Origin of the sequence: Tenacibaculum litopenaei (genome assembly GCF_964514025.1) — a bacterium.
GTDB lineage: Bacteria > Bacteroidota > Bacteroidia > Flavobacteriales > Flavobacteriaceae > Polaribacter > Polaribacter litopenaei.
This window is the reverse complement of sequence record NZ_CAZEQT010000006.1, coordinates 731,028-742,724: the sequence shown is the minus strand read 5'-3', so window position 1 is coordinate 742,724 and position 11,697 is coordinate 731,028. Positions and strand designations below refer to the sequence as shown.

The 11,697-nt window shown below is 40.7% G+C and carries 10 protein-coding genes; 3 read left to right on the top strand and 7 right to left on the bottom strand.

What is annotated here, in order from left to right:
• Nucleotides 1-117: 117 nt before the first annotated feature.
• Nucleotides 118-573 (top strand): GNAT family N-acetyltransferase, encoded by a 456-nt coding sequence (locus ACKTS5_RS11970; protein ID WP_408044110.1) that lies wholly within the window; start codon nucleotides 118-120, stop codon nucleotides 571-573.
• A 33-nt stretch (nucleotides 574-606) separates the two neighbouring features.
• On the opposite strand, the gene ACKTS5_RS11965 is transcribed toward ACKTS5_RS11970, so the two are convergent.
• A complete protein-coding gene (locus ACKTS5_RS11965) occupies nucleotides 607-2,880 on the bottom strand; it encodes a neutral/alkaline non-lysosomal ceramidase N-terminal domain-containing protein (protein WP_408044109.1) in 2,274 nt (757 codons plus the stop codon).
• Between the two features lie 166 nt (nucleotides 2,881-3,046).
• Nucleotides 3,047-3,889 (bottom strand): DUF2911 domain-containing protein, encoded by an 843-nt coding sequence (locus ACKTS5_RS11960; protein ID WP_408044108.1) that lies wholly within the window; start codon nucleotides 3,887-3,889, stop codon nucleotides 3,047-3,049.
• A 99-nt stretch (nucleotides 3,890-3,988) separates the two neighbouring features.
• Here ACKTS5_RS11960 and ACKTS5_RS11955 point away from each other — a divergent pair, with 99 nt between their 5' ends.
• A complete protein-coding gene (locus ACKTS5_RS11955) occupies nucleotides 3,989-4,654 on the top strand; it encodes an aquaporin (RefSeq protein WP_408044107.1) in 666 nt (221 codons plus the stop codon).
• Nucleotides 4,655-4,704: 50 nt separating this feature from the next.
• On the opposite strand, the gene gldG is transcribed toward ACKTS5_RS11955, so the two are convergent.
• From gldG to ACKTS5_RS11935, 4 genes are read right to left on the bottom strand one after another with little or no spacing between them, the layout of a single operon-like run.
• Complete coding sequence (gene gldG / locus ACKTS5_RS11950) at nucleotides 4,705-6,348, bottom strand: gliding motility-associated ABC transporter substrate-binding protein GldG (protein ID WP_408044106.1); 1,644 nt, start codon at nucleotides 6,346-6,348, stop codon at nucleotides 4,705-4,707.
• Nucleotides 6,341-7,057, bottom strand: a complete 717-nt coding sequence (gene gldF / locus ACKTS5_RS11945) for a gliding motility-associated ABC transporter permease subunit GldF (protein WP_408044105.1) — start codon at nucleotides 7,055-7,057, stop codon at nucleotides 6,341-6,343. Before gldF ends, gldG begins: the two co-directional genes overlap by 8 nt.
• 40 nt (nucleotides 7,058-7,097) lie before the next feature.
• Nucleotides 7,098-7,394 carry a putative quinol monooxygenase gene (locus ACKTS5_RS11940; RefSeq protein WP_408044104.1) on the bottom strand — a complete coding sequence of 99 codons (297 nt, stop codon included), beginning with the start codon at nucleotides 7,392-7,394 and terminating at the stop codon, nucleotides 7,098-7,100.
• Nucleotides 7,395-7,397: 3 nt separating this feature from the next.
• Nucleotides 7,398-8,261 (bottom strand): SAM hydrolase/SAM-dependent halogenase family protein, encoded by an 864-nt coding sequence (locus tag ACKTS5_RS11935; RefSeq protein ID WP_408044103.1) that lies wholly within the window; start codon nucleotides 8,259-8,261, stop codon nucleotides 7,398-7,400.
• Between the two features lie 120 nt (nucleotides 8,262-8,381).
• Here ACKTS5_RS11935 and ACKTS5_RS11930 point away from each other — a divergent pair, with 120 nt between their 5' ends.
• Nucleotides 8,382-9,335, top strand: a complete 954-nt coding sequence (locus ACKTS5_RS11930) for a PhoH family protein (protein ID WP_408044102.1) — start codon at nucleotides 8,382-8,384, stop codon at nucleotides 9,333-9,335.
• A 35-nt stretch (nucleotides 9,336-9,370) separates the two neighbouring features.
• On the opposite strand, the gene ACKTS5_RS11925 is transcribed toward ACKTS5_RS11930, so the two are convergent.
• Nucleotides 9,371-11,542, bottom strand: a complete 2,172-nt coding sequence (locus ACKTS5_RS11925) for a DUF5916 domain-containing protein (RefSeq protein ID WP_408044101.1) — start codon at nucleotides 11,540-11,542, stop codon at nucleotides 9,371-9,373.
• Between the last annotated feature and the right edge of the window lie 155 nt (nucleotides 11,543-11,697).

Sequence of the window (11,697 nt, the reverse complement as noted above, 5' to 3'; positions counted from 1 at the left end):
GTTGGTAAGTGACTGAGCTAAAATTCGATACTGATCAATAGCTTTCGATCCCCTTTTTCATGGATATTTTCAGTAAATTTGATAAAAATTAGTTAGAAAAATTCATTCGAGAAATACATGATATCAATTCGCACAGCAACAATATCTGATTTGCCTAGATTATTAGATTTTGAACAAGATTTAATAACTGCAGAAAGACCTTTTGAGCCCACCTTTAAAAAGGGGACCATACATTATTACGATATCGAGGCAATGATTCACGCAGTAGAAGTATTGGTTTTGGTGGCCGAAGAGGCCGGTGAACTCATCGCTTCAGGGTATGCTAGGATAGCCGATTTTAAAAATTATTACAAATACGACAAGTTTGCCTACCTCGGGTTTATGTATACCGTTCCGGAAAGCAGGGGGAAAGGAGTAAATAAAATGATTATGGAGGCCTTACTCAGCTGGTGTAAAGAGCGAGGAATGGAGGAGGTTCGACTGGATGTGTTTGCTGAAAATGCAGGAGCGATAAGGGCCTATGAAAAGGTTGGATTCAAACAACATTTGATAAAAATGAGACGATCATTATAAGAAAAGCGTTCCTCTGTGAGGAACGCTTTTTGTTTATAGCTTAATGAGTTTTGTTTTCACTATAGGTTGGTTTTCATAACGGATATGAACGAGGTAGACACCGCGTTGCAAAGTACGCAAGGGGACCTTTTCAATATCGGATGCTCCCAAGGATTGTTCCCATACCTTTTGTCCTAAAGTGTTCATCAGGAATACTGTGCCTTTCCATCGCTGAGGATTTGCAAATTGGACGTATTGCTTTGCTGGGTTGGGGAAAAGCGAAATACTCGTGTTGGCATTTTCTTTTTGCAGAGCCTTTCGCTGTTGCCCAATGGCAAAAGTTCGGCTGGTGGCAGTATAGGGTTTTACAGCTCCTGTCCATCCGTTTTTCCATGCTCCGTAATGAACAATGCGGTAGGTGCCTGCATCGACATTGGTGGGGATTTTCCATTGGATGTAAATTTTTGAATTGGCAATGCCACTGCGTTTCCATTCCATTTTGGTCGAATTGTCACGATCTTCATATCGGGTAATCCACGAGCCTTCAATGAGTTGTTGTACTGCTAAATAACTGCCATTGGTTCTGGGATTGTTATTCGGATGTCCTCCCCAAAAGCTAACGTTTACAGTTTGATTGGCAGTGTAAAAAGAAGTAGCGTCTTGGATGGTACTCCCAAAAGATTTAAAGAGCGGTTTGTCATCAAACAATATAGGAGCCGTTTTGTCGAGGCCAATAAAGGACTTTACTGGTGCTTGAGGTTCCGGAACGGGCCAAGGATTGGCCAAAGGCGTGCGAATTTTTGTAGTCAAGCGTTCAAATTCTTGTTGATAGGCAGCACAGGTCCAAGGGCCAAAATGTGTGCTGGCACCTTCGTATTGTTGAGAGGCGTATTCTTCACGAGTCGTTACATAGCCAGCATAGGCATCTGCATACCCCGTGAATACGGTGTATTGTATACCGGTATCAGGCACATCACTCACGGCTTTACGCATGCGTCTTCCTGCCATTACCGTAAATTCACCTGGAGCTGCTAAAATTCCTAACTGACCAATTTTTAGCAAACTGGTAGGGAGTATTTTTGGGGTTCTTGGGTTGGCGTCATTAGCGCCAATATTGAAGAGTATATCAATAGGTTTTTCCATATGACACTGAGCATTGGCACATCCGCTGGTAGGGTTGCTTCGAGTTTCACCCTCACGTCCTATGCCACTTCTACCATCTTCTGCTCCAGCTCGGAATGACAAGCCCAATGCTGCTTTACAGGTTTGACGCCATTCACCATCGGTGAATTTGGGCGCTATGGACAGCTTTGAATAATCACTGTACCTAGTAACGGCAACCACTGAACCGGTTAATTGAATGGTGGCACTGTTAAATAATTCGTAGGCTTTTTGATACTGACGCATCCCAATTATGGCTGCGCTTTCTTCTTCTGTAGCTCCTGGTCCTGAGGCATCTGTTCGCGGGTCGTCAGGGGCAGGTTGACGGAGGTTTGGTGACATGTCACCCGCATTGGAATTGGCGAATGCCGCGATAAATTGTGGGTGTGAAGCCCGGTATTGTGTACCTTGGAGTCGCTCGAATTCAAGAGCAGCGTACCCTTTGTTGTCACCACTACAAAACTTGTACGTTTTTGTCAAATTAGTGGGGTGCACAGCAAACCATGAAAGCATTCCTACAGGACGATTTCCTTGGATAAATTTGAGTACTGTCATTTCTTGGTCGATACTAGGGTAGGCATTGGCGTCTTTGTTGAGCTGGTAAGCCACTAAAGAGCGGTTGATACTCGCATTCGTTAAATAGCCGTTGTTATAGTAAATTCTTCCAGGGCTCATGTGCTCATGCGCTTGCTTTATCGCTTGGACGATACCGGAAATGAGAATGGAAAAATTGGTTTTGTAATGTCCACCGGTAGCTGTGTTGTACAGTTCGTAATGTGAATAACCACCCGGTGACACATGGGTGTGTGTTGCGCTGATAATCAAGTTGCTGTCGGTGTAAAGTGTTCCGAACTCATTGCGCAGTGCTTGCAGTACAGCTTGATTGACCGATTGAAACACGGCTCCTTTGTCGATGTTGACAAAGACTACCGGTTTCCCGTTGGGTTCTTTGACAATAAAAGCGCGAGCGTACTGCCGGTCTTTGATTCCCGAATTACTAAAAAAAGGGTTTCCGTAACCGAAAAAGTTACTTTGTGCAATTTGACCAGTGATATCGGAGATCCCGATACCAATTTCATAGTTATTGGTTTGTCCCTGTAGGTGAATAACCGCAAGGAAACAAAGGCTTGTGAGCAGCCTTTTCATTAGAAGGGTTGAGTAAATCATTGGGTTAGTGATTTTTAGTTACTCACTAAGTTAAATGATAGTTGTGTTATTGTTAAAAAAAGTGTATAAATTTTACTTATAGTGAAATAATTTGGACTAATAGTTGTTAAAATGAAAAAGCCTGCAAAAGCAGGCTTTTCTTGAGGTATATAGCAAAAGCAACGAATTACTTCATTTTTGCTAAAAACTCTTTATTCATTTTTACATAGTCAGCATTTCCCGCTTTCTCAGCACCCGCCAAAGATCCTTTAGCAGCCTTAATAGCTCCTTTTTTATCTCCTGCTTTAGCTAAGATTAATGATTGTTGACGCAAGTACCAAAATCTTGGCTGTTCTTTAGTCATGTCAACGGCTTTGTTAATCCAAGTTTTTGCTTTGTTAATGTCTTTTCCTTCAGTTAAGTAATACACAGCCGCCGCGTAATAATCATTAGGCGAAGGTCCATTCATAATTTTTGTAATGCTCGCTTCTACACCTTTGTCAGTTGGTGTTGTAAACGTAACTCCTACATAAGCATTTTCCCACAACATACCTATTGCTGCTGAATTGTTGGTGATATCATCAATAGTAATGGTAAAAGTTTCTATTTTCACGGGCATAGGTACCACTTTGGCTGTGGTAGTTAAAGCAACTTTTGACGCGTCCCATTTTCTAGGAGTTCCCCAGTTATTGGTGTCGTTATAAAAAATTACCTCCCAAGAATCTTTATTGGGTTTGGTGTAGATTGCATAGCTTCCTTTTTTTAATTCTTTTCCATCAATAGTAACATCGTCACTAAAAGTGATTTTAGTGTTAGCATTTGCTCCGGTACGCCAAAGCTTCCCAAAAGGAACTAAATCGCCAAATATCTTTCTTCCTTTCATCCCAGGACGAGAGTATTCAACAGATACATCTGTTAGACCAACTTGTTGCTCCAATTTGGAAGATGGACTTGAAGCAGGTGTTTTCACCTGTGCGTTAAGCAGACTTGTACAAGCCAGCGCTACCAAACTTAAAAGTACTTTTTTCATGTTATGGTGTGTTTGATTAAAAATTTAGCTAAAATTACAACGAAATATGCCTATTAATGTTAACAAAAACTTAAAATAAGGTAGTGTATATTTGCAAGCATGAAAAAATTGATTGCAGAATTTATCGGTACGTTTTCATTGATTTTTTGTGGTACAGGAGCCATGACCATCAGTGAGGTGACCCAAGGGGCAGATTTAACCCATATTGGCGTAGCCATGACTTGGGGACTTATAGTAATGGCCATGATATACGCTTTTGGTGAGAGCTCAGGAGCACATTTTAATCCCGCAGTGACCGTTGCATTTGCCTACGCAAAAAAGTTTGATTGGAAACGAGTTCCAGGATACATCACAGCGCAGTTTTTAGGGGCGCTATTGGCAAGTGTAGTTCTTTGGATACTTTTTCCGACAAGTGAATTTTACGGAGCTACCTTACCGGCGATGGATGCTTGGAGAGCGTTTGTGTTGGAGTTATTGCTGACGTTCTTTTTAATGCTAACTATTATCAATGTTTCGACAGGAAGTAAAGAAACAGGAGTGATGGCAGGAATTGCTATTGGAGGGGTAGTGCTGTTAGAGGCGATGTTTGCCGGTCCGATGACCAAGGCATCTATGAATCCGATTAGATCCCTAGCTCCAGCAATAGTTTCTGGTCATTACGAGCATTTATGGTTGTATTTGACAGCCCCGTTTTTAGGAGCGTTGTTAGCCGTGATATCCTGCAAATTGGTAAAAGATGACCAGTGTTGTGCGTCGGGTTGTTAGAAGAAAGTAATAAAATTAAAAAAAGGAAGTACCACAGTACTTCCTTTTTTTTAATTACTGTATTTGCGTTTTCTGAGATAATTAAAACCAAAACCGAAAAGCCCCAAAAGGAGTAAAGGCATTCCTATATTAAACAGCTTCCAAGTGTCAGCTGATTCGTAGGCGGCTTTTTTGTCTAATAGTCTTACTTTGATAGTCTTATTTTTTAACGGAAGTAATCCTGCATCATCCATGAGATAATCAATGGCATTACTTAAAAATTCCTTATTTCCATAATAATCACCTGTCCATTTATCTTTCGCTAAATCCATGGGTTTACCTTTGAGCATTTCGTTTTTGGCCAAATCTCCATCGGCGATGACTATCATTTTGTTCGGACCGCCTTTAGCTAGGTAGTCTTGAGTTTTAAAAGGTTTAATTCTGTTCTCGTAGGCAGAAGCGAAATCCCCCTCAAGCAGTACGGCGAGTAATTGCGGTCCATCGGAATAATCGCGCTGTTGAGGTTCCTGAGTAATACTTTGTAATTCAATGATTTTAGGGGTTCCTATTTTCTTGCTCAAAGGAGAAGAGACCAATAAAGGTGTTTTTTGGAGCCCGCCTTTTAAGGTGTCAATTTGAGTTGTAAATCGAAAACGTACAGGCGATACATTCTTTGTAATAACATGATACGGATTTGCTTGTGCTAAAGGGTAATAAAACCAAGGCAACTGCTGAAACTGTGATTGGTTTCCTACATTTCCGGTGGCAAGTGGGATTTTTGCACTGTATAGGTCTTTGATCAACTTGTTATTAATACGAACTTGATAGCCAAACAATAAATCGGTGAGGTTGAGGTCTCTCGGAAAGGCCATCATTTTACCTTCGTTGTACAAACTGTCTGTATCGGAGTAGTTGGCATCCAACATCCATAGAGATTTTCCTCCGTGTGTAATAAATTGATCCAATACTAACTTTTCGCGTTCACTAAATCGTTCCGTAGGTTTTGCGATGAATGCAAGATCGTATTTTCGAAGGTCTTTTAGCGTTTTTTCAGGGTTCGAAGCGGTACTGTCGAGGGTGAATTTTGCCAATCGGTATTTTGTGCGAATGTCAGAGAGTAAACTGTAGAGATACTTATCGTCCAATTCTCCATTTCCTGCTAATACGGCGATGCTTGGTTTTTGGTCCTTTAATAGGGTGGCAATTCCATTTGCAAACGAGTATTCGAGTTTTTCGATAGCTTGTTGTAGCTGTTCTTCTTGCGACTTTGCCTGGGTTGATGGTAATAGTGAAACTGAGGTACGTCGGGTACCGTAGGTGAGTTCGGCCCAAGGGAAAATAATGGCTTCTGACAGCTTGCCATCTTCCTCGACGGTGAGTCTGCTAGGTAGCATGCCTCTTTTGATCAGATCTTCACGATAGTCGTCAGGATTGATAAAACGGATGTTAACTGAGCCATTTCTGGCTTGTAACTCATCTAAAAATTGGGCGGTTTCGATTTGCAATCGTTTAAATTCGGCAGGGAATTCTCCTTGTAAATAAACGTCGATATAGAGTGATTCGTCTAAGGAATCTAATAAGTCTTCACTGACCTCTGAAAGCGTATAGCGCTTGTCTTCAGTTAAATCAAATCGGAGGTAGCTGCGTTGTGCTATATAATTGAGAACTGCGATGCCTAAAAGCACCAGTAAACTGTTTTTTATGCTCTTATTCATTGCGTAGTTGTTGTTTGGTCATAAATAAAAAGAAAAAGGTCAAACTTCCGAAATACAATATATCTCGGGTATCGATAACACCTCGACTAATACTTTTATAATGCTCGTTGAGTCCAAGGAGTTGAAGCGTCCTATTGTTGTCAAGTGTTGTTGCGGCTGCTTCAAATCCGTAAAATAGCAGGAAACAAATAAACACCGCCGCGATAAAAGCAACAATTTGATTTTTGGTCAGTGTCGAAGTGAAGATCCCAATTGCGGTGTAGCAAATGGCAATACAAAACAAGCCTACATATGACCCTGCAATGCTTCCAAAATCAATCCCTCCTATAGGGTTTGCAAGCGCGTAAATAGTATAAGTATAACTCAGTGTTGGCAAGATAGCAATGCAAACTAATAATAGCGCCGCCAAGTATTTTCCGACGATAATTTGCCAATCTGATAGGGGTTGGGTTTTGAGTAACTCAATAGTTCCCGTTTGATATTCATCGGCAAAAGACTTCATTGTTATTGCTGGAATGAGAAATAAAAACAGCCAAGGAGCTAGAAAAAAATAACTGCTCAAATCGGCAAAACCAGCTTGAAGTATATTCAAATCGTCTTTTAAAACCCATAAAAACAAGCCGTTGATTAAGAGGAATACACCAATAACCAAATAGGCAATAGGGGACGAGAAAAAGGAGTTAAACTCTTTTTTTATTATTGAGATCATAGAGATATACGGTTTATAGGGTTATCGTGTGTTCCTCACCTTAAGGTAGGCTCACTAGTTTGTCTACACTCCAAGCCTCGGGTTTTCCATTGAAAAAAACTTTCGTTTTGGCCCAAATTCCTTGGAAGAGTTCTGAATTTCTGTAATTTTCTAAATCTTCTTCACGTTCCCAATAGCTATACGTGAAAAAAATACTAGGGTCGTGCTTATCGCTGTACATTTCTAATAAACGACAACCGGGGAAGTTTCGTATGTGTTCTTTTTGTTCTTCAAAGTTGGCTAAAAACTCCTCGATGTGTTCTGGAGCAAAACTAAGCTTGACAATTCTTACAAACATATATTAAGTTATGGGGATAAATTCAGGTTTTACGATTTCTTCAAATTCAATAGTTACAGTATCTCTGTATTGCAATCCTAAAAGGGTAGAGGCGCCTCCAACAGTTCCTAAATTACTGCGGTAAATGGCAATTTCCAAAAAACCTGCTGAATTAAAAAGGGCCAGTTTCTCTCCGTCGTATTGCCGCTTCTCTTCTGGTAAAGTGAGATCTACAATTTCATTGTAACGGTTGAAGATCTTTTTGAAGCGGTATCGTCCTGCCGATACGACAAAAGGACGTCCTTTTCCAATTTTTTGAAAAAATCTCTTGTGTATATTACTGATAACATTACCGTAATTGTCGATGTACAAAACACCTCCTTTGATGATGGTTTGTCGCTGATTGGTTTTGGGTTGAATTTCAATCAGTTTTTTGTAGTCGGTAATTTCTTTACCGATAACGTTTAAACTACCACCTCGAGCAATGTGAGAGGCAACCTTAACAAAGACGTCCAACACCGGGAAACTCGTGCTTATGTGGTTGTGGATGTTGATTTCGACAATTTTTGTCGGTTGTATTTCTGAGGCAATCATAGAAATTAAGCCGTTGTCAGGACAAATAAAATAATGATCGTCTAAGAGTATAGCAATGTGTTTATTTTCGACGCTGAGTTCCGAGTCTACACCGACGATATGAATCGTATTTTTCGGAAAACTCTTGTAGGCATTTTTTAAGATATACGCCGTTTCTGTGATATTGAATGGCGATATGCTATGGGTAATATCAACAATCTTCGCATCGGGTAATTCCGAATATATGGCTCCCTTGACAGCTCCCACAAAGTGGTCTTTGATTCCAAAGTCGGTGGTTAAGGTGATGAGAGACATTGCGTTAGCGTGTTGTTAATTGTTTTGTTAAAAAATTACTCGAAAATTAAAGCAAAACTAAGTAATTCATTAAAAATAATTGGTATTTTTAAACAGAATAATATTTAAAATCTATTACATTTGAACGAACGTATTATTGAATTAACAGAAATCAACCCAAATGATTTTTTTGGTGCGCAAAATAGCACCATCGCTCAATTAAAAACGTACTTCCCAAAAATAAAAATAGTTGCTAGAGGAAATACCCTGAAAATTTACGGAGAATCGGAGATATTGGATGAGTTTGAAAAGCGCTTTGACATGTTGGTGCGCTATTTTCACAGATATAATCGATTGGACGAGAATAGTATTGAACGAATTTTGACCTCTACCGGTAAAGAAGAAGAACTGAGGAAATCGGGGAGCAGTAAGGATGTGTTAGTCCATGGAGTGAGTGGGAAATTGATCAAAGCGGAAACAGAAAACCAACGCAAAATGGTCAGTTTGATGGGGAAAAACGATATGCTTTTCGCTGTTGGACCTGCTGGTACCGGAAAAACCTATACAGCAGTAGCCCTTGCGGTGCGCGCATTGAAAGAAAAGGAAGTTCGCAGAATTATTTTAACGCGTCCAGCGGTAGAGTCTGGAGAGAACCTCGGTTTTTTGCCAGGAGATCTAAAAGAAAAACTCGATCCGTATATGCAACCGCTTTACGACGCCTTGAGAGATATGATCCCACATGAGAAATTACAAGCCTATATAGAAAACGGAACCATTCAAATTGCACCTTTAGCGTTTATGCGTGGACGTACTTTAGACAATGCCTTTGTAATTTTAGATGAGGCTCAGAACACTACCCACGCCCAAATGAAAATGTTCTTAACCCGTATGGGACGACGAGCAAAGTTTATTATTACGGGAGATCCGGGGCAAATTGATTTACCGCGTAAACAAGTTTCAGGTCTTAAAGAATCCTTGTTGGCCTTAAAAGATATAGAGGGCATTGGACAAGTATACCTAGACGATAAAGATGTTATCAGGCATCGATTGGTGAGAAAAATTATCTCAGCGTATAAAAGCATAGAATCAGAATAAAAAAAAGCGAGTAGTTCACTACTCGCTTTTTTTAGCTATATGTTAAAGCGATAGTTGAGTTTAAGTGCCACACCCCAATTCGTTCTGTGTACGTGCTGGTCAAAGTTGTCGGTTACAACGAGGTATACATAAGACAATGGAAGGTACTCCCATTGCAAGCGACTGTTGATGTTCAGATTGTTGAGTTGGGTGTTGTATTGAATGTAAGTAGTCCAATTTAATCGACGTGAAAAAAAGAGCTCGTTGGTCATTCGCAATAAATGAAACGTGCGTTTTCCCAGTGCTTTTAAGTCTATGGCATTTACTTCGTAGGTAGCTCTGAATTTAGCTGTGGGGAGTACTAAATATTCTGCATTTACAAATAGTCTTGACCGCGTGCCGTGATAGTAGCTACCGTGACGCAAGGAAGCGTTGTACCGAAAGTTTCGATTGCGAACGGAGTTGTATCCTGCCTGTACGCCAGCATAATGATAAGTTCCGGGTTGCAAGTAGTTCCCATTTCGCAATAAGTCAAAGGCGTATTGGAGTTCGTTATAGTCGAAGAAAGCATTGAAATAGATAGAAGAAAGGTTTTTAAACCACAGGGCATTGTTGAAAAATAAAGACGATTGTATGAGTTGCCCACGAGCATTCCAGGTACCGCTGCTTCGCAAAAGAAAATAACGATAAGAATCGAGGGATGCGTGATTTTTGAAAAAAGTTCGAAAGGAAAGTCGTGCGTTGGCCTGGGTATAGCTTTCTCTCATGGTTTGTTGACTCGCGGCATCATAGGTGTACAAACGAGGTACAAAGCCAATATTGGTGAGGTAGTTCTGTTGCACGTGATGTGCCGAAAAGCCAACTTCACTTTTATTACTGGTATACCACATTCCTAAATGATAAAAATTGTTGGCGCTGTCGTAGTCGTTTCCGAGGCTTTTGGCGTAATTGGCTAGGCCAGTCCATTTGTTGTTGTCTGACCGATAGTTTACATTCGCCCCTGCAACGCGATTGTATTGATCTCCAAACCGAAACCCGTCCATTTCTTGGTGATTGACAATAAAGCCAGTTGTGCTAAAATTGCGATTTAATTGCTGTTCGAGTACTAAAGCTCCGTAGTTTTCTGCAGAGGTATTGGCATTGGCCTTAGTGAATACGTCTAAAAATCCCAAACGCGTTTTTGGACTGAGGTTTCCGGAGAGTTTTGCACCGAATAAAATATCGCTTTTTGCTCCAATGCGACGAGAATAGAACGGGTTTACCGCAGGGATCCCCAAATTTGAAAACAGATCGCTGTTTTCGAGAAAAAAGTTTCTTCTCTCTGGAAAGTTAATAGAAAACTGACTCAAATTGGTTACTTGCTGATCCACATCGATCTGTGAGAAATCGGGATTCACTGTAGCGTCGAGTCGCAAGGATGCGTTGATGGAATACTGCAGGTCTAAACTCGGGGTAAACTGACTTTTGTGAAGCGCTGGACGGAGTGTGTGTTGGTATTGTGAGGTGATAGAAGGCGTTAAAGTGATGCGAGAAGTACTGCTCTGATTTAGTTTTTCAACGTGAAATTTCTTGGTAAATCGCAAATCGAAGATTTGATAGTTGCGCGTTATGGCGCTATAACTAGACCAGGAATTTTTTTTAATGTCTCGATGGTAAAACAGCAAACCAAATTCAGGGCTGTTTTCTGAGAACCCAATAGAAGAGAGCGGGATTTCTATTTCGTAGATTTTACGTGTGTTTTCCTGTGAGGTTTCAGCAGTCCATATAGCATTCCAACTGTTGTTGATATTGTAAAATTGACCGTTGCGTTCAATCAGAGCATCGGAAAGAGCTCCTCCGATATTGCAGGCAAAATAAAAGGCATTTTGATGTTGATTATTGGTGTCGAGTACCAAGACAAAAGCATCACTGCTCGCAACGGAATTTCGGATGTCGTCTCTTTTTAAGGAGCCAATTTGCGTTCTTTCAGTCGAATCGCGATAGACAGCACTGATAAATAGCGACTGTCCATTGTGGAAAATTTTAACCTCAGTTTGCTGTTCGGATAAACTGCCATTTTCTGGAATAAAGTTGCGGAACTTACTATAGGAAGGTAAGCTTTGCCATACCGCTTCTTGAAGCTTTCCATCGATGGAGGGGCGTTGATTGATAAAAGGAATTGTCTGCTCCTGTGCTCGGGTGAATTGCAATGTGGCCAACAGTGCGATGACGGTGAGTAATGATTTCATAGATTTGGTTTTGTGTAATAGGTTTATTGAGGACCAAACTATAAGTTTGATGGGAGCTATTTTCGGAAAGTAGACCAACCTAGTACCAAGGCATACAGAAACTCAATAGGAGTCGAAAACGGTGTTGGTCGACCTAAATCTTGGTTTGGTTGTCG

Coding starts and splice junctions, on each gene's coding strand:
- ACKTS5_RS11970 (WP_408044110.1), top strand. CDS start 118: ATGATATCAATTCGCACAGCAACAATATCTGATTTGCCTAGATTATTA.
- ACKTS5_RS11965 (WP_408044109.1), bottom strand. CDS start 2,880: ATGATTTACTCAACCCTTCTAATGAAAAGGCTGCTCACAAGCCTTTGT.
- ACKTS5_RS11960 (WP_408044108.1), bottom strand. CDS start 3,889: ATGAAAAAAGTACTTTTAAGTTTGGTAGCGCTGGCTTGTACAAGTCTG.
- ACKTS5_RS11955 (WP_408044107.1), top strand. CDS start 3,989: ATGAAAAAATTGATTGCAGAATTTATCGGTACGTTTTCATTGATTTTT.
- gldG (WP_408044106.1), bottom strand. CDS start 6,348: ATGAATAAGAGCATAAAAAACAGTTTACTGGTGCTTTTAGGCATCGCA.
- gldF (WP_408044105.1), bottom strand. CDS start 7,057: ATGATCTCAATAATAAAAAAAGAGTTTAACTCCTTTTTCTCGTCCCCT.
- ACKTS5_RS11940 (WP_408044104.1), bottom strand. CDS start 7,394: ATGTTTGTAAGAATTGTCAAGCTTAGTTTTGCTCCAGAACACATCGAG.
- ACKTS5_RS11935 (WP_408044103.1), bottom strand. CDS start 8,261: ATGTCTCTCATCACCTTAACCACCGACTTTGGAATCAAAGACCACTTT.
- ACKTS5_RS11925 (WP_408044101.1), bottom strand. CDS start 11,542: ATGAAATCATTACTCACCGTCATCGCACTGTTGGCCACATTGCAATTC.